This is a genomic window from Bacillus cereus group sp. MYBK222-1 (assembly GCF_051916425.1).
In the GTDB taxonomy this organism is placed as follows: Bacteria; Bacillota; Bacilli; order Bacillales; family Bacillaceae_G; genus Bacillus_A; species Bacillus_A paranthracis.
On sequence record NZ_JBQAGP010000001.1, the window covers coordinates 1,628,471 to 1,647,575 of the forward strand.

A 19,105-nucleotide genomic window follows, 5' to 3' on the forward strand; every position below is an offset into this window, starting at 1 on the left:
AAAAATGGTATAGAAAGGGACTTTGACATGGATATAAGAAAACTTCGTTACTTTATTGTAATCGCTGAAGAAAAACAGCTTACCCGTGCTGCCCAACGACTTCATATGGCACAGCCACCTCTAAGTAGACAACTATCGCTACTAGAACAAGAATTATCAGTAAACCTCTTTGAAAGAAACGGCCGAAATATGCATTTGACTGAAGAAGGAAAAATTTTATATACGAAAGCAAAAAACATTATTCATCAATTAGAAGAAACTATTACGGAGATTAAAGATACCGGTGAAGGGCTAAGGGGCAAGCTATCTATTGGAGCATTTCATTCTTGCATTCCTTTTCTCTCTGAAAAAATACGCTATTTTCAAGATAACTATCCAAATGTGAACTTAAAAATATGGGAAGGTGGCCCTTCATACTTAATAGAGCAATTAGAAAATCGGCATATCGAACTCGCTATTTTGCGTACACCTTTTAATAAAGATGTTTTTTCTAGTATATGTTTATCAAAAGAACCTTTCGTATTAGTCATGCCTGCTAAATGGGAACTATATCATTCTCACCTCCCAATCCCTCTAACCGAATTAAGCCATATTCCCCTTTTACTTTTACATAAAGATAAAGAAAATAGCTATCATCAGCTCGTCATCGATGAATGCAAGCACCTTGGTATAACATTAAATATAGCATGTGAATGTCCTGACTCAGCATTTATTCTTATGCTTATCATGACTGGCATCGGTGCCTCTATCTTGCCGAAAAGTGCTGTATCTCATATCCCACAAGAATTTATAAAAATAGTAGATTTAATAGATTTCCCTTATGAGTCTGAATCATCAATTATATGGCTGAAAGATCGGAAGCTTTCTAAAAGAGCGCAACGATTTATAGAATGTACATAAATTAATTTTAGAGGTGTAGCGATGTATTTCTTCGATTTTTCACCACTATTACCTCGTTTATCAAATTATTTCTTCTATTATTATCATTGAACATGTTATAGGAGTCGCTTATGTGAATACGAGAATAGCTTATTAATCCTTCTAAACAAAAAAACAAAGACGCGAAGTCATAGAAGAGACTTCGCATCTTTGTTTTTTTAAAGAGATTTATATAAATAGAAATCCTCCGTAAGGTCTTTACCACGAGGGTCACACCTTACTGCTTTGTATCCCATTTTTCTAAATAGACGTAGAACAATACCCCATCCTCAGTATTATTTTGAAAATCGAATGATTAAACTGGATTTACTTATCTTTCTCCATATATTCTTTAATCTTTCGTTCTTCCCACTCTTTTCCGAATATCCCGAATGGAAAAGTTGTCAAACCATGTATAACGATACCAATCCCCCAGCCTGCAAGTGGATATAAAAACCATAATTTACTTGAATCAGAGCTTATATTTATAAAAAAAAGCATTAAGTTAACTAGTATATATAATGCTAAATGAATATAAAACGCTTTTAAATTCTCCACTCTTTTTTTAGCTCGTAAATAATTCTCATCTCGCTCCATATATAAACACCTCTTTCATTATTGTATTTTTTAAATTTACTCCGATTTAAACATCATATTCTAGTCAGGAATACCTTATTCTCAAAAAATACAAAACAAAAAAGTACCTAGCAAATGGTCATGTCTATGACCATTTGCTAGGTACTGAATAATCCATTTATTATTTACAGAAATCTAATTAAGACCAAATCCAAACATCGTCATTATTTTCAACGTTGTTTTTTACTTCATGCACTTTTTCGATATGATCAACTGTGTTCCAATTAATAGAACTTCCACCCCAGCCCACATAATTCATATCAATTTTCACTTTCTCACCCACATGAAATACTTGTCCCTTTGTTAAGAAAACATCAATAATATCTTTCTTCCCGTTTAACGATGGATACCCCACTACGACATATTTAGTAGCACCGTCTGTTCCAACTTTTGATACTTCCCCAATTACATAATCAGGTGAGCCATCTTCTTTCATATGCATGCCTAACTTGTTTGTTGTATTTTCAATTGCAGTTGCAACCATATATTCTGTAAAATTACGCATCATAGATCCAGTAGCTTTAACCTCATCTCCTACTTTCACATTTGAGAAAGTATCCATGTATACACTAACAGGTTCTTCGTATTGCTTAGATTTTACGACAATTACACCGTTATCTACTTCTACTACTCGCCCTTCTAATGTTGAGAAATTCGATTCTATAGAAGCAGCACTCGCTTTTGTTAGTTCTAACCCTGGTAAATTCGTTCCTGATAATGCTGCGATTCCTAAAGCACCTGCTAAAATTAATTTTTTCATACCCATTATGAAACATCTCCATTCATGATGATTTTATATTTGATTGGATACGACCAACCTGTAACTATTATAGTTACAGGTTGTAGAAAATAGCAACCCCCTTTCTTATGCAATGTTGCATACTGTACTTTTTAAATATACAACAAGAGGGCTTTAATTTAATTCAAAGCTATTCGTTAACCTTATGACCACGGTATAAAGAAATTAAGAACCACTTTCGGTCCTAAGGTTAACGAATAGCTTTATAAAAACTCAATCAAAATTTATTCAACTAGTTGAATAATGAACCATGTCGAATTTTATTTTCATAAAATTCAAATTTCAAGGAGGTTTTACAAAATATTACACAGAATTATTCGTATATCGTAATATATTTGGAATTTTTTTACGATTCGTTTCATTTTATCTACCACGTTTAGACAAAATGAAATAAAACAATAAAAAGGAGAGAGATAGATTGAAAAGAAAAATTAGTACAGCTGTTGTAGGGTTATCAGTGTTTAGCTTTGGTCTTTTTGGTGTAAATATTGGGGATGGCGGCGTTGTAAAAGCTGAGCACGGTGAAACTTTTGCTCCGAAATTAGAAAATCATGGTGACTACGGTGGCGCTCCTGCTTTCAATGTTGGGGATACTCCTGCTCCGAAATCAGTAAGCATTGGAGATGGCGGTGGCGCTCCTGCTTATGATCATGGCAGACCTCCTATTTCATCATACAATATAGGGGATACTTGGGCTCCTTCTTATACAAATACTCATGGAGAAGGAATGGCTCCTAAACAAGAGAGTCACGCTGACTTCTTTGCTCCTACGTTAGAAGCGCATGGTAATACTGGCGCTCCTGCTTTAAATGTTGGTGATACGCCGACTCCGAAGCTTGAGGGGCACGAACATTTCCCTGCTCCTAAACAAGAGACACATGCTGATTTAAGCTCAAAATTAGATTCACATGCGGATACTTGGGCTCCTGCATTAAACATTGGTGACACTGGTGGGGCTCCTAAACAAGAAGGACATACACATTTCCCTGCTCCAAAATTTGAAGCTCATGGCAATACTGGCGGTGCTCCTGCTAATTCTGAACATGGTACAGGTTGGTAAGTTAACAAAATTAAAAACAATCTATACTACTGTTCCTATATGTTTACAAGAAAACCATTCGATGTTATGTGGTTTTCAATTCTAAAAAATACACCTATTAACTAGGTGTATTTTATTTTATCTCTCTATCTAATAATTAAAGAATACTCCCCTAAAAACCCCAACAAAAAAAACGAAGAAACTCCCTATACTTCAGACACTTAAAGTACCACGAACGTTACGATTTTTAGTGACACTCCGGATCCAATCCCACTTTCATCTCAAGTGCCTAAAGACGATAGCTTTCTTGTTCAGGAAAAGCTGTAACCTCTCCATTCATGATAATTTTATTTTTCGGATTGAATACGGCCAACTTATAATCATTACAGTTACAGATTGTAGAAAATATCAACCATCTTTCTTATACAATGATGCATACTGTACTTTTTAAATATAGATCGATTATTCCTATATTCAGCACTACTGCTAAATTCTTGCATCACAGCAGGTAAACAGATTGATGATGAAGAAACTAATGTCATGCATCATATTTTTCAATGTTACGTATAATCGTAGTCTATTACATTATGTAGGAGCGGAGTTAACATGTTAATAAAACCAAACAGATTACAGCCAGGTGATATCGTGGCAACAGTAAGCCCTTCATGGGGAGGAGCAGGTGATCCTGAAATAAGATGGCGATATGAGCAAGGGGTAAAGAGGTTAGAAGAAGTTTTCGGTCTTACGGTTGTTCCCATGCCAAATAGTTTAAAAGGTAGCGAATTCATTTATAACAACCCACAAGCTCGTGCGGAAGATTTAATGACAGCATTTAAAGATACGCGCGTGAAAGCAATTATTGCGAATATTGGCGGTGAAGATAGCATTCGCTTACTTCCTCATATAGATTTTAATGTAATACGTGAAAATCCGAAAATTTTTATGGGATACTCTGACGTTACTATTTCACATTTATTTTGTCATAAAGCAGGTCTTTCCTCTTTATACGGTCCGGCAATTTTGACCGACTTTGCTGAAAATGTAGAGATGGATCCATATACGGTTGAAATGGTAAATCGAACTCTCTTTTCCAATGAAGTGATTGGCGAAATTCAACCAGCTCCTGAATGGACGAGTGAGCGTTTAGAATGGATAGAGATAAATAAGGATACAAGACGGACGATGCAGCAAAACAACGGGTATGAGTTACTTCAAGGCTCTACTACTGTACAAGGGCGTTTAATTGGCGGATGTATAGAAGTACTGGAATTTGCAAAAGGAACGGAACTTTGGCCTGAGAAAAAACATTGGGAGGATAGCATTCTCTTCTTTGAAACTTCTGAAGATCATCCAGAACCAAGTTATATAAAGTATTGGTTACGAAATTATGCAGCGCAAGGCATTCTGCAAAAAGCAAAAGGCATCATTTTTGGTAAACCAAAAGACGAAATGTATTATGAAGAATATAAACACGAAATACTGCAAGTAATGAAAGAACATAACTTAGAAGATTTGCCGATTCTTTATAATTTTAATTTTGGCCATACTGAACCGAAGTTTATTTTACCTTACGGCGCAATGGCAGAAATTGATTGTGGAAATGGATCGTTCTCTATTTTAGAAAGTGGCGTGGAATGAATAAAATCACTCCTATGAGATATGAATGTGAACGGATACTTTTTAAAAGTATATAATTGGAGGGAGATTACGTGTATGGAAGTAACATTTACAGTAAGTAAATGGGATGAAAAACCAATTGATGATACAAAAAAAGATTTCCCTATTAATATTGCCCATGTTGAATATGATATTGATGGGGAATTAAAAGGAAAAGCTTTTGTTGAATACTTATTATATTATTTAGACTCAAATATAAATGATGGTCACTTGGCTACTGCTAAAATTTCTGGTTTTTTACACTTTGAAGGAATTTATAAAGGGCAACAAGGAACATTTACAGCTATAGAGCAAGGTATATTTGATAAAGGAAATTTAGATTCCCCAGGAACAATTATTAAAGCTACCGGTAACTTAGAAAACCTACGAGGATTCTATAATTATCAGTTTACAGGTCAAACTAGTAAACTAATTTTAGAGTTTAAATTTTAGCAAAACATCCTATAAATTAGTGGAAAGGACATTTCTTGTAATACTAGGAATGTCCTTAACTCTTTTAAAATAAGAAAAACCGAAACTAAAATCATTTCGGTTTTTCAAACTAATGAAGTCTATATTTATTTTAAAGAATGTACAAACAACCCACTGCGCAGTTTCGGTTCAAACCACGTTGATTTTGGCGGCATAACTTCTCCAGCGTCTGCGATTGCTAATAAAGATTCCATTGATGTCGGATATAGCGAGAACGCCGCTTTATATGCACCGCTATTTACAAGGCGTTCTAGTTCTTCTAATCCGCGGATTCCTCCGACAAAGTCGATACGTGAATCAGATCGCGGATCATGTATTTCAAGTACTTGGCTTAATAAGTGATCTTGCAAAATAGATACATCTAAACCTTTCACAAGATCATTCGCATCAAACGTTTCCTCTTTCACTGTGAGCTTATACCACTTCTCGTTCACATACATGCCAAATGTTTTTGGTTCATTTGGTTTATACGGTGAAACAGATGCTTCTTCTACATAAAAGTACTGCGTAATTTGATTTAAAAACTGCTCCTCTGACAAGCCATTTAAATCTTTCACAACTCGGTTATAGTCCCAAATTGATAATTCATCGTGAGGGAATAAAACTGATAGGAAGAAATTAAACTCCTCTTCTCCTGTGTAGTTCGGATATTGCTCTCTTCGCATGAGCCCTACTTTTGCAGCTGATGCCGAGCGGTGATGTCCATCTGCAATATAAAGATTAGGAATATCTTCAAATAAGTTTACTAAACTTGCAATTACTTCTTCATCATCTATTTTCCAAGCAATATGCCTAACGCCGTCTTCCGCTGTAAATGTATAGATTGGCGTATGTTCTGCTTTCCAGTTTGCGATGAAACGTTTCACTTCTTCTTTTGTACGATATGTTAAAAAGATAGGACCTGTATTTGCGTCACACACATCTACGTGGCGAATACGATCAAGTTCTTTTTCATGGCGCGTTCTTTCATGTTTTTTAATTGTATCGTCTTCATACTCATCAATAGATGTACAAACGACAAGACCGGACTGCGTTCTTCCTTGCATTGTCAGTTCATAAATGTATAACGCTGGCTCTTCGTCTTGAATGAACACTTCTTCTCGTATCAATCGATTTAAATTTTCACCCGCTTTTTCATATACGCGATCATCGTACGGTGAAAGCGCTGGGTCTAAATCAATTTCTGCTTTATCAACGTGTAAGAAAGAATACGGATTCCCTTTTACAACCTCTCTTGCTTCTTCACTATTTAATACATCATATGGTAAAGCTGCAACTTGTGCTGCTTTTTCTTCTACTGGACGAATGGCCCGAAACGGTCGGATTTTTGCCACATTCCTCTCTCCTTTACACAATCATTCGAACGGCTACAACACCTGTAATTTTGCTTATATTTTCCACAATGTTCTCTTTTATTATATCATCAATTCCGTTATCAATATCAATCATCGTGTACGCCCAAGAATGTTTACTACGATTAATCATATCCGCAATATTTATATGATGTTCTGCTAAACATCCTGTAATTTGTCCTACCATGTTCGGAACGTTTTGATGCATGATTGTAATACGTTTCTTTCCGATATACGGCAATTCTACGTTTGGATAGTTGACTGAGTTACGAATATTTCCTGTCTCTAAATATTCACGTAATTGACGCGCTGCCATGACTGCACAATTTTCTTCTGATTCAGACGTAGATGCACCAAGGTGAGGCGTCGCAGTTACATTTTTCATCTTTATCACATTTTCATTTGGGAAGTCCGTTACGTAATGTGCAATAACATCTTCTTCTAACGCTTTTTGAAGAACCTTTTCATCTACAAGTTCACCTCTAGAAAAATTGAATAGACGCATCCCTTTTTTCATCTTCTCTACAGCGTGTTCACCAATAATCCCCTTCGTTTGATTCGTAAGAGGAATATGCAGTGTAATATAATCACACGTTGCAAAAATTTCATCTAAACTAAATGCCCTTTGCACATGTGTAGAAAGGCGCCAAGCTGTTTCAACTGAAATGTAAGGATCATATCCGACAACGTCCATCCCTAAAGCTAACGCATCGTTCGCAACTAAAGCACCAATTGCGCCAAGTCCGATAACACCTAGACGTTTCCCTGCAATCTCTGATCCAACGAATTGTTTTTTCCCTGATTCAACAAGCTGCGGTACTTCTTCACCCTCTAAATTTTTCGTCCAGCTTACTCCGTTAATAATGTTGCGTGAAGACATAATAAGACTGGCGATAATGAGTTCCTTTACTGCATTAGCATTCGCCCCTGGCGTATTAAAGACTACAATCCCTTTTTCTGTACATCGCTCGACAGGAATATTATTTACACCAGCACCAGCTCTGGCAATCGCCTTTAAATCTTTTGAAAACTCTTCTTGATGTAAAGAATAGCTGCGAAGTAAAATACCGTCTGGGTGGTCCATTCTCTCCCCTACTTCATAGCGCTCTCCGCTAAGCACTTGCAAACCTTTTTCTGCAATTTGATTTAACGTTTGAACACGAAACATATCCCCATCTCCCTATCTATTCTCAAGCTCAAATTCCTTCATATAATTTACTAATTGCTGTACGCCGTGTGCTGGCATCGCATTGTAAATACTTGCGCGCATACCACCGACTGAGCGATGTCCTTTTAGTGTAACAAGTCCTCGTTCTTTCGCTTTTTGTAAAAACTCACTGTTCAGCTCTTCTGACGGTGTTGTAAACGGAATGTTCATAAGTGATCGATACGTAGGATCAACTGGTGAAGTAAACAATTTTGATTCATCTAAGAAATTGTAAAGAAGTGAAGATTTTATTTTATTTTGTTCTTCAATCGCAGATACTCCGCCTTGCTCTTTCAGCCACTCTAGTACAAGTTTTGTTACGTAAATACTAAAGGACGGCGGTGTATTATATAAGGAGTTATTTTTGCTGTATGTTTCATAGTTTAACATTGTAGGACAAGAGCGATCTGCTCCCCCAATTAAATCTCTTTTTATAATCGCAATCGTTAAGCCTGCTGGCCCTAAATTCTTTTGCGCTCCCGCATATATAAGACCAAACTTCGAAACATCATATCGTTCTGATAAAATATTTGAGGACATATCCGCAACGAGCGGTACTTTATCTACATGTGGAATGTCCACATACTTCGTTCCCTCAATTGTATTGTTCGTTGTAATATGTACATAATCTAGTTTTTCATCGCCTAGTAAACCATCCAGTTTAGGAATTGTAGTAAACTTCTCATTTTCAGAAGAAGCAATCACTTGCACTTCTCCTACTTTTTCAGCTTCTTGCATCGCCTTTTTAGACCATGAGCCAGTCAATATATATCCTGCTTTTTTATACGTATTCATTACATTCAGCGGTATCATAGAAAATTGTAATGACGCACCGCCTTGTAAAAACAATACTTCATACTCATCAGGAATGTTCATTAATTCACGAAGTAAGCTACTCGCTTCCTCTATAATACTTTGAAAATAAGAAGATCGATGACTCATTTCCATAATAGACATGCCTGTCCCGTTATAATTTACAAGCTCCTTTTGCACTTTCTCTAAAACTGGCAAAGGGAGTATTGATGGTCCTGCTGAAAAATTATACACTCTTTCCATCACCCGGATGACCTCCCTATTTCTCATTTTGGTATTTTTTAAACTTTCTGAATTATAACCCACAATACAAGACACGGTCAATTTGTTTTCTATTATTACGGCGTAAGACGCAATGGAATCGCTTGCAAGTGCCAATGTTTTTATAAATACACAAAAAAGTGTTAAGTACATAATCGTACTTAACACTCTAGTAATAAAGTATAATTGCTAATTGTCCGTAAAGAACCGATCAAAAATTTGATAAATTGCAGAAAGACCAATGAGCCAATAAATAGTGTCCACAAGCGCCGGCATAGAACCAAACCATTTCTCAACTACATTGTAATCTAACGCTACAAATAACCAATTCAAACCGCCAAGAATCACCAAAATTACTGTAAGGTAAGACAAAAATTTCATTATGATTGCCCCCTAGGTGATAAGATGGTGAAAGGCCTTTCACTAGAAATATATGTGCCAAACTTTAAAACTTACCTATTTTATAAAAATTATTTTCGGTACCAGCCGTTAATAACTGCCGCCGTTTCTTGACTATGTATTTGATACGCATGCGTACTATCATTAGAACCAATAAACCAAATTGAAAAACCTTTAAAATATGGCTTTGGTTCTAATACGTCACGGTAAGCGCGCCATCCGTTTAATTGTACGTCTTTTGAAAACACATTAGAAACATCTGGATTCCACGGATTTTGCAAGCCTAGTTCACGCGCTGGAACGTTAAATCCGCCAAAATAAACCGGTTTTCCTGTTGCTTTATGTAATTGTTCTAGTTGTTGAACAACATTTTGTCCACGGTTATACACTGTCGTCGCAAATAAACTTTGCTTCACTTCTTCGTATGATGGATTTCTTTTTTCCGAAACTTCAAACCAACTATCGATACTAACAATGTCTACCTTCTTTAAATACGGACGATTTATTTTCTCAACAAACTTCGCTTCATATGAAGGATCCCAGCTTGCTGTTAACCACCAATTCATTTGATACAAAACATTTCCTTTATACTGCTGGCGAACAAAATCAATCGTATCGCTCCAATATCCTTCTGCATATTCCATATTCACGAAATTAGAAGCAATCTTGAGCCCGTACACATTGTATTTACTTGTAATCGAGTTAAAGATGTCTTGCAAAATAACCGTTTTCCAATTCCAGAAGAAATCATTAATATTACTTGGATTCCATTCCGTTTCTCCAACATTTCCTTGCTGAATATATGGGAACGGTTCTACTATAACTTGAATATTACGCTTTAATAATTCTTGAATTAAAATAATAGCCTGTTGCTTTTGCGCTTGATTAATTACCATGTTCGTAGAAGTCACATTCGGAATATCTACCTGAATTGGTACATTTACTGTATTTAAATTTAAGCGCTCTACATCAGCTAACACTTTCGCTACATTTCCAACTTCCCATACCGTTACATTTCCTGATTTAACTTTTCCAGATTGAACAGTATTTACATCTGCCTGTACATTTCCTTGAAAACAAAAAGAAAACAGCATAATAAACACTCCTAAAAAACTTATTAAACTCTTATTTTTCTTCACAACTTTCCCCCTGTAATTTTTGGCTTTCTTGATTATTTTATACAACGTTTCATATATATTCCACAAAAAAACCAATAAATTTTTATTGATAAAAATGCTATTCATCCCTTATTCACATTTTATTCACATTAAGTTTCCAAAAATAGTAAGATAAATAAAAAAGGAACGGATTTCCGCTCCTTTTTTATCTTTTTACGATTATCAATCCATTTCCCTTTTAGGCTCTACCAACATAATGTGGGATTCCTTTTCAGTGAACGGTTTATGCTCAACGCCCCTCGGGACAATAAACATCTCGCCTTTAGAAATTTTCACCTGTCCATCACGAAAATCGATGAACATCTCCCCTTCAAGCACAATAAATAGCTTATCTGTATTAGGATGCTCATGCCATATAAAATCTCCATTAGCTTTAAAAAGCTGAATTTGATCGTCATTCATTTCACTAATCACTTGTGGATACCAATAATCGTTAATTTTAGATAACTCGTCATTTAGTTTAATAGGTTGGTAATGGATAATGATCCCTCCTCATTTTCAACTTCCACTATATTACAGTAATCTAAGTAAAAAATTCGTTATTACGCTTAAAAAGAAAATGCTCAGGCCAGAACTTTTCATTCAGATAGTACAAAGGAGTGATTTCAATGAAAGTACTTTCAATCTAATGTTTCCTTTAACTCTCCATAAGTATAGAACAGTGATTTTCAAATAAGAATGGACCTCTGTTGACATTAGTATGGATTATTGATGAACTTCTCGCGATATTTAGTAGGCGAAATGCCAACTCGCTTCTTGAAAACTCTACTAAAATAAAAAGGGTCTGCGATTCCAACAGCCTGCGCAATTTGTTGTACAGGCACACCACTTGTACATAACATTTTTTGAGCCATCTTTATACGATAGTTCAATAAATATTCTGCTGGCCCCATACCTGCATGCTTTCTAAACACGTAAGAAAGACGATTTCGATTAACATTATTTTGTTCTGTAAGCGTATTTATTGTAATATCTTTATAATAGTATTTATGGACATAACTAGATATTCGTTCGAATAAAGTATGCGATTCATAGTTGTTTTCTCTATTGACAACACTTAATAAAGCTTCATTCAACGCTTCGCGAAACAGCATTTCAGTCTGAAACATCGAAATGCCTCCTCGCTGATTATACACATCCCAAAGACGCATAAGTAATTCGACAAGACGAGGAGATTGTCCTGTTAACAATTCAAAATGCTGATGAGTAAAGCCAGAGTCTTCTCGTTCTGAATTGCTTATCCGATATAAAACAAGAATATATTCCCAGTTTATTTCACCAAGCATTTTATGGGCTAATGTCATTTTTGCACCCCCATGTATAACTTTTCCTGGGGAAAGGATATACGGCGTACCATTAAATTGAAATTGCGTCTTCCCTGTAAGTGGAAATACAAATCCTGGGAAAGAATCTGTAGACTCAGCACAAGGCACACCTGGATTTTTAGCATAACGATATACTCCTTCTACTCGGAAAGGAGTATTGGCAAGATACTCTGCTAACTCATTCACGTCCAACTTCACAATGCAAGCCTCATTTCAATTATAGTTTTCTTGTAATTCGTGAGATTAATTGGTGTACATTCTGGGCAACGCTAAACTAAAAATAGTACATACGACTTAACAACATCTAGTTATTAACCTATAAATATATTGTTTTTCATTTATTGACAAAAGTATCCTCCCTATATTATTGATAATGATTTTCATTGTAGTTTGATAAAAAAACATTTGTCAAGTTGAATGGCCTAGAAAAATGATGAAACAAGGGGTACAGAGGAACAGTTCTGTTGCAAATAATATCTGGTCTTTGTTAACTAATTTCCCTTAAAACTGGAATGATCATGTTAATAGTTGTAATGGCTTTATTAGTTACAGTACTTGCAGCATGTAGAAATAATCGTAATCCTGAAGAGGTTGCTACAGCGTATTTCGAAGATGGAAACAGCCTACTATCCAATTAAATGATAGTAGGCTGGCTGTTAAAATGATTTAAGAACTGGGTTATGTTCTAAATGATAAGATTTCATTATCAAAAAGATTATTACTAGTCCTCTCCACAAACAAAAACACTCTATCACTTCGGCTCCAAATTTAACACCTTCCCTTCTATCCCCTCCGTATTCAATGTAGTCGTATGATACGTGCCATTTACCCAATCATCTATTTGATCATGATACCAATCACTTCTAAAATGTCCTGATTGTCCTGGTCCTACAATATGATAACCGTTTGACATATCTTTCGTATCAATAACGAATCGCCAAGAAGCTCCGTGATTGACAATACCGTTATCTCCGTAACTCGCCGCTTGAACGGTAACTTGACTTCCGCCAATTGGAACTGGTTTCTCACGATTAAATGCAAGTAGTGCTAACATACTAGATGATTTTGAAATTGGATGTGTAAAAGCAAGTTGATGGTAATCGCCCCACTTCCACTCTGTAACATCGGGTCCATATTCCTTCTGTAATTTCTTTATTACATTCTCGTACGATGTATGCACAACTTTTGTGAAGCCCCCGTATTTCTTAAACCAAGCGCTATTTTCTCCTGCTACTTCTTTTCGAATCAATTCATCCACGACTTGTGACTTCCCTTCAAATAACTCCATCACATCTTTCGGAATTTCTTTTGAAAATAACGTATTTGAAATCTCTTTCATTAATAGATGGAATATTAACGGTGCCGATTCATCTTTACTATCGTAAAAATTCCACTTCGTTAATTGTTTTACGCCCTCTTTCTCTACTTCATTTAAAGATGCTTTATTTAACTCTTTTAAAAATATAGGAGCAAACTCTTTCCCGTATAAATTTTTTTGATCCATCTGTAACTCTTCTAAATCTTTCACTGTATATTTTTCCTTCTCTTGTAAAAACTCTTGAATACGCATTTGCCTATATGGCTGCGCCCACGTATTACTAATATGGTACGGATAATTATCATCTACAATTTTATTATTCGCAGTTGAAATAAACCCTTGTTTTGGATTGATTACTTTTGGAAGTTGATCATACGGGATATACCCTTCCCATTCATATTCATCTGTCCATCCTGGCACAGGCAGACTACCATCACCTTTTTTACGCACTGGTATATTTCCATTTGCTTTATAAGCAATTGTGCCGTCGTTTGATGCAAATACAAAATTTTGAGTTGGTGTATGAAAATCTTGCAGTGCCGTTTCAAACTCATTCCAGTCTTTCGCCTTATTCATATTTAATACAGCCTTTAATTCAGCGGAAGGCTCCAAAGCAGTCCATTTCAAAGCAAATACTGTTTTCGTCTTCTCTTTCCCTTTATCCGCAAACTCTGAAATGACTGGGCCATGCCTCGTAACTGTAACATTATACGGAATTGTTTTCCCGCCTTTTACTTTAATAGATTCATCCACAACGGTAGCTTTTTCCCACTTATCGTTATACAGAAATTCATTTTCATTATTAGGATTTCTCTTCTCAATATATAAATCTTGCACATCAGGACCTGTATTCGTAACGCCCCATGCTATTTTGTCATTGTGTCCTAATATAACCCCGGGTACGCCAGCGAAAATAACGCCACTCACATGTAAATCTTTCATCTCAAGTTTCGATTGATACCAAATAGAAGGTGTCGCAAGTGATAAATGAGGATCATCCGCTAAAATCGGCTTACCAGACGCACTCTTCTCACCGCTTATAACCCAGTTATTACTACCATTAAACTCTGGTGGAATGATTGTTTTTGCAAAACTTTGTGCAACATTCACATTTGTATTCTCGAGTTCAGCTAGCAATCTAGGCGCATCTTTCGGATATGTAGGAAATAACTCATTTGCTTGCTCTTTCGGCAAATTTTTCAGCGCCCAATATCGAAATGCCTGTCCATGCCAATGTCCACCTAAATCAAACGCCATATACTTTCCAATTGTTAATGTATCAACAATAGACCATTCAGCAGGTTCGTAGCCTAATATAGTAAACTCGACCGGCAATTTCTTTTCCTCTTTTGCCTCGCGTATAAAAGCGTTCACCCCATCAGCAAATGACTGCAGAGCAAATTTTGCTTCTCCATCATATTGGCTAACAGACGCTTCGGCTGCTCGCCGTAAACCGAGCGTTCGAAACAACTTATCTCGGTCAACAGCTGCTTCCCCCACAACTTCACTTAACATCCCAGAAGCCTGCCTTCTACTTAAATCCATTTGAAATAATCGATCTTGCGCTTGTACATACCCTTGCGAAAAATATAAATCATGTGCATTTTCCGCTTTAATATGTGGTACTCCTTTACTATCTCGCTTTACCGTAACAGCACGTTGTAAATCCTCTAGTTTTATCGTTCCATCTATCTTTGGCACAGATTTCAGCGTATATATGTTTAAAAAAATCGCTGTACAAATAACTAATAAAAGAACGATACTACTAGACCAAATGAAAATTTTCTTACCCCTAGTTCGTTTCTTCTTTATAACAACTTCCATATAACCCCTCCTTTCTCAAACTATTCGCTTCTATTTTGAAAGAACCTTTTTGAAAAGGAAAAATCCTTCTTTTCCCATGTTATGGATCATGTAAACAAACTTCTCCTTCCTTTCCTTCAATTAAATTCCCCTGTCCTTTCTTACACCAATTCCTCAAAATCCCCTTCACATAAGCAAACGTTCGCTTATTCTGTTCAAACGCAATTTTAAGTGCCTCTAGTACGGTATTTCCTGAAACTTTTCGTATCCACCCCTTCAATTCCTCCACAATATATGGAGATAGACTACTTATATTTTGTTCGTAAAATTTGTAAACTTCACTATGTTGAGTATCCTCTTCCACTTCCATATCTTCTATTTTTTCAACAACTTCTTGTAAACTACTAGTATCCTCTTCCTCTGGCATACCAAAATGTTGCAACAACAATGGAATCTTCCATTCTTCTTCCAGACATTTACGTAAAAACATATGTATGAATTCTTTATTTTTTATAGTCTTTAACTCACGTAACACACATTTTTCTACATTCGTATTTAAAATAGGGTTATAGTGTAACCAATTTAGTATGTATAACTCTTTCGTTTCCGCATCGTATAAAATTTTCCCATATGCAACAAACCTATTTAACAGCTTCTCAACAGTCTCCATACTGTAGCCTGTTTCCAGTTCTGCTAAACGTTTCGGTAATACGTAAATTCCACATTGCTTCGTTTTCGTACCAGTTAACAAATATATGTAAAAATAACGCTCCTCTGGCGTTAAATCTAATATGAATTCATCTTGCCAAAAGTTCACTTGCACATTACGGTACACCGCCATATGTTTACCTCCCCCTCGCACTTATAAAAAGGCAGATTTCAATCCTTCAATATACATATAGGAGTGAGGGATTGGTTTTTGCAGTTGAATTCCAAACTTTTTTAACTACTACAACGACGGTTTTATTTTTTCGCGCTTTTTTGTTTTTGTAGTTGTTTTTGTTTTGTTTTTTCTTAGTGATTTATTACTTGGTAGGTGCTTATAAGGGGCTTGCAAGGGGCTTAATAAGGGCTTATATAAAAAGGAGCTGTTCCAAATTCTCATTTTGGATAGCTCCTTTATCATTCTTTCTATTTTTGACTTGCATCTAACATCTTTACTAAAAAGGCAGCTGCTTCACCACGAGTTGTCGTGCCTTTCGGATTAAACACATTATTTCCAACACCTGTAACTACCTTTAAACTGTATAATCGTTGAACATGTTGTTTGTATGTGATTAGATGTTGATCTGTAAATGGTAATGCGACTAATTTACCTGTAACACCTTTATACTGTAATGCGTTGTCAATCATGATCGATGCTTCTTCACGTGTGATAGATGCGTTAGGATCAAAAATCCCGCCGCCACGACCGTTAATAATTCCTGCACTTGCACTACGTTTAATACCGCTATGAAGTGATGGATGCGCTTTGTTAATGTCTACAAATGACTTATCTCCTTCCGGTAGCTTTAGAGCATTTGAAATTAATGCAGCAAACTCAGCTCTCGTTACATTACGATAAGGCGCAAATACACCATTTCCTTCACCGTGCATAATTCCAAGGCTGTTCAGCTTACGAATGTTCCCTTCAAACCATCCACCTGTAATATCATCTTTTGGTTTTTGTACTTCTTTATGTGGCATATTATAGTTTATTTTAATCCAACTTGGGTTATAGAAAATCCACTCATCGTTACCTACTTTATACCAACCATTTTTAACTGCTAACACTTTGTAACGATCTCCGTTTGAAGCTTTACGAACGATATGATGTTCAAGTCCCGAACCACTACGTACGTTTATACCATCACCATTCACTACAAGCTCCATATTAGGTTCAGCTGGATTATATTCATTGGAATCAAATAGCTCATTTCTTTCTTGTAAAGGCGAATCAATTTGTGCGTTAACATTTGCATACCATTGAATACCTTGTACGAAGCCAGTCCAATTCCCACGAGAAATTAAAATATCAGGACAGTTTTTCCCGCTCCATTGTTGATGCCTATAAATGTGGTCCGCACTAATACCTTCTTTGTTCATTAAATAACCTGCAAGTCTCTTTGCATTCTCTAACGCTTTATTGTAATCTCCATCTTGGTTAACTGAAATTTCAATCCCTATAGATTCTCTATTTCCTGATCCATCCCCATCTCCTGCATGCCAACCGTTTTCATTTGTTGGTAAGTGTTGATAAATTTGTTTATCGTCTACAGTAAAATGCCATGAAGCTGTTCGGAACGTACCTTCCGTTGCTTGTTTATACAAATATTTAGCATGATTTTCAGCATTTGCACCACGGGCAGTGTTTGCAGTCTCGTGAATTGTAATGTAGCGTGCTTTCATCGGATTTGCAGGGCGAATATCAGGATTTCCTGCTGGAACAATCCACTCTACAAACGGGACACCTGCAAGTGTTCCATATTTCTTCGTAGTCATCGATGCGCTATACTGAATAGCTCTTCGCTTTTCAACCGGCTTCATTTCGCGAGTAGAACCATCATTTCGACCGTCTACATGTTCAAATGCCTTTTCAATATTTGAAATGGCTTCATCTTCTGCTACTTCACCTTTTTTCGCTTCTTTCATTTTATGTAACTCTTCTGTTTCATCATGTTTATGCTTATATTCTTCTAGAAGAATTTCCTCGTTCTCTGATACTTCCGCTTCATTAATTTGCATGTGATCAGGAGTTTCTAGATTGAAATCGGAATAACGTAATCCGCTCGTTCCACGTTCCCCTTGTGCAATACGAAGCTGGTCAGTATGAGATTTATTTAACTCTTCTGCTGATATTGATAAAGGTGCACTCCCTAACATTACTAGACTTGTTGATAGTGCGATTACTCGTTTTTTTATATTCATTGCTGTAATCGATACCTACACTATCCGTGTAAATATCTCAACCTCCCTTTATTTTCTCATTCGTGAAAGACTATGAATCTACTATGTATGAAAATATGTTTATTCCACCTTTTCATTTTATCCCCAGAAGGCGAATGATAGTTTCTAGAAAATCCCTTAACAGACATTATTTTATAACCAATTGCTATTGCAGTCAAAAGAACTTGTCCCCTTTTGCACACTACTACTTCTCAAAAAATAGATTAGGATACCTTTTACTGTTTTGCTTCAACAAGAAGGATGTTTATAATTTTTCATAACTATCAAGTCTCTATTAAATAAATGCTGTTTCCTTATACTTTTCTCTTTGAAAATATTAACATTTTTACATTCTTGCGATAATATAGATGTAACCTTTTACATTGAAATGAGTTTTATTTGGAAAGACAACTTACAAAAAAGATAATTAATAAAGTCGATTTCTTATCTCCATAAGAAATCGACTTTATTAATAGTAAATTTAAATATTTTTTCATTTTAGCTTCTATTACAAATTCCCTTTAACATTTTCGACAATCTCGTTTATCGTATTTCGATCAAACTTATCACTAATTTCGTATGGCTCACGATCTCCTACTAATTGTACACCTACAATATCATTGCGGTCCTTACCATATTGCACTTCAATAATCGATCCACGCTCTATTTGCTTCCAAACAAGACCTGCTTCATCTTTATTATCTAACACAATACAGTCCTCAATATTTTCGTCAATCCCAATTAACTTGTTATCATCCATATATCCAACCTCGTATTGTTGACGTTCTTTCGCTTTTCCGCTTACTACTATACCTTTGCTTCCATATGAGTAATCCGTATAATCCTTTTTCTCCGATTGTATCGCTTTCGGCTCTTTTGCTTCAGTTTTTTCAGTATTTTCACAACCCATAATCATACTAATTGGCATCACTGCAGTTAATACTATTCTCGTAAATGTCTTCATCATTTATAACCAACCTCACA

At 35.9% G+C, this 19,105-nt stretch carries 17 protein-coding genes; 4 read left to right on the forward strand and 13 right to left on the reverse strand.

Annotated elements, in window-relative coordinates; genetic code table 11:
* The first annotated feature begins 27 nt into the window (after positions 1 to 27).
* Positions 28 to 900: a LysR family transcriptional regulator gene (locus ACTFR9_RS08375; RefSeq protein ID WP_001997873.1), complete on the forward strand. Its 873-nt coding sequence runs from the start codon at positions 28 to 30 to the stop codon at positions 898 to 900.
* A gap of 345 nt (positions 901 to 1,245) precedes the next feature.
* On the opposite strand, the gene ACTFR9_RS08380 is transcribed toward ACTFR9_RS08375, so the two are convergent.
* Both ACTFR9_RS08380 and ACTFR9_RS08385 read right to left on the reverse strand, forming a co-directional pair.
* Positions 1,246 to 1,515: a 2TM domain-containing protein gene (locus tag ACTFR9_RS08380; protein WP_000438991.1), complete on the reverse strand. Its 270-nt coding sequence runs from the start codon at positions 1,513 to 1,515 to the stop codon at positions 1,246 to 1,248.
* A gap of 178 nt (positions 1,516 to 1,693) precedes the next feature.
* Positions 1,694 to 2,320, reverse strand: a complete 627-nt coding sequence (locus ACTFR9_RS08385; protein ID WP_229136746.1) for a hypothetical protein — start codon at positions 2,318 to 2,320, stop codon at positions 1,694 to 1,696.
* A 451-nt stretch (positions 2,321 to 2,771) separates the two neighbouring features.
* Here ACTFR9_RS08385 and ACTFR9_RS08390 point away from each other — a divergent pair, with 451 nt between their 5' ends.
* The 3 genes from ACTFR9_RS08390 (at position 2,772) to ACTFR9_RS08400 (ending at position 5,501) form a co-directional block, all read left to right on the forward strand.
* The gene (locus ACTFR9_RS08390) at positions 2,772 to 3,413 is read left to right on the forward strand and encodes a hypothetical protein (RefSeq protein ID WP_000823366.1); all 642 of its coding nucleotides are present in this window, start codon (positions 2,772 to 2,774) and stop codon (positions 3,411 to 3,413) included.
* A 585-nt stretch (positions 3,414 to 3,998) separates the two neighbouring features.
* Complete coding sequence (locus ACTFR9_RS08395) at positions 3,999 to 5,030, forward strand: S66 family peptidase (RefSeq protein WP_229136747.1); 1,032 nt, start codon at positions 3,999 to 4,001, stop codon at positions 5,028 to 5,030.
* A 75-nt stretch (positions 5,031 to 5,105) separates the two neighbouring features.
* Positions 5,106 to 5,501, forward strand: coding sequence for a DUF3224 domain-containing protein (locus tag ACTFR9_RS08400; protein ID WP_000454097.1), 396 nt, complete (start codon positions 5,106 to 5,108; stop codon positions 5,499 to 5,501).
* A gap of 125 nt (positions 5,502 to 5,626) precedes the next feature.
* Here ACTFR9_RS08400 and ACTFR9_RS08405 read toward each other — a convergent pair whose 3' ends face one another.
* The 11 genes from ACTFR9_RS08405 to ACTFR9_RS08455 all read right to left on the reverse strand — a co-directional run bounded on the left by ACTFR9_RS08405 (position 5,627) and on the right by ACTFR9_RS08455 (position 19,088).
* The gene (locus ACTFR9_RS08405; protein ID WP_001063064.1) at positions 5,627 to 6,874 is read right to left on the reverse strand and encodes a DUF1015 domain-containing protein; all 1,248 of its coding nucleotides are present in this window, start codon (positions 6,872 to 6,874) and stop codon (positions 5,627 to 5,629) included.
* 13 nt (positions 6,875 to 6,887) lie between these two features.
* Positions 6,888 to 8,060: a 3-phosphoglycerate dehydrogenase family protein gene (locus ACTFR9_RS08410; RefSeq protein ID WP_000490260.1), complete on the reverse strand. Its 1,173-nt coding sequence runs from the start codon at positions 8,058 to 8,060 to the stop codon at positions 6,888 to 6,890.
* 12 nt (positions 8,061 to 8,072) lie between these two features.
* The gene (gene serC / locus ACTFR9_RS08415) at positions 8,073 to 9,155 is read right to left on the reverse strand and encodes a 3-phosphoserine/phosphohydroxythreonine transaminase (protein WP_061130605.1); all 1,083 of its coding nucleotides are present in this window, start codon (positions 9,153 to 9,155) and stop codon (positions 8,073 to 8,075) included.
* Positions 9,156 to 9,362: 207 nt separating this feature from the next.
* Complete coding sequence (locus ACTFR9_RS08420; RefSeq protein ID WP_000670803.1) at positions 9,363 to 9,554, reverse strand: DUF378 domain-containing protein; 192 nt, start codon at positions 9,552 to 9,554, stop codon at positions 9,363 to 9,365.
* Between the two features lie 89 nt (positions 9,555 to 9,643).
* Positions 9,644 to 10,711, reverse strand: coding sequence for a glycoside hydrolase family 113 (locus ACTFR9_RS08425; RefSeq protein ID WP_229136748.1), 1,068 nt, complete (start codon positions 10,709 to 10,711; stop codon positions 9,644 to 9,646).
* A gap of 201 nt (positions 10,712 to 10,912) precedes the next feature.
* Positions 10,913 to 11,152 carry a cupin domain-containing protein gene (locus tag ACTFR9_RS08430; protein ID WP_000997182.1) on the reverse strand — a complete coding sequence of 80 codons (240 nt, stop codon included), beginning with the start codon at positions 11,150 to 11,152 and terminating at the stop codon, positions 10,913 to 10,915.
* Between the two features lie 293 nt (positions 11,153 to 11,445).
* On the reverse strand, positions 11,446 to 12,273 hold the full coding sequence (locus ACTFR9_RS08435) for a helix-turn-helix transcriptional regulator (RefSeq protein ID WP_000762809.1): 828 nt from the start codon (positions 12,271 to 12,273) through the stop codon (positions 11,446 to 11,448).
* Positions 12,274 to 12,826: 553 nt separating this feature from the next.
* Complete coding sequence (locus ACTFR9_RS08440) at positions 12,827 to 15,217, reverse strand: penicillin acylase family protein (protein WP_098946596.1); 2,391 nt, start codon at positions 15,215 to 15,217, stop codon at positions 12,827 to 12,829.
* 79 nt (positions 15,218 to 15,296) lie between these two features.
* A complete protein-coding gene (locus ACTFR9_RS08445) occupies positions 15,297 to 16,037 on the reverse strand; it encodes a DnaD domain-containing protein (RefSeq protein ID WP_098946595.1) in 741 nt (246 codons plus the stop codon).
* Between the two features lie 290 nt (positions 16,038 to 16,327).
* Positions 16,328 to 18,103 (reverse strand): S-layer homology domain-containing protein, encoded by a 1,776-nt coding sequence (locus tag ACTFR9_RS08450; RefSeq protein ID WP_229136749.1) that lies wholly within the window; start codon positions 18,101 to 18,103, stop codon positions 16,328 to 16,330.
* A gap of 526 nt (positions 18,104 to 18,629) precedes the next feature.
* Entirely contained in the window at positions 18,630 to 19,088 is a 459-nt protein-coding gene (locus ACTFR9_RS08455) for a hypothetical protein (RefSeq protein ID WP_000978300.1), read from the reverse strand.
* Positions 19,089 to 19,105: the final 17 nt, after the last annotated feature.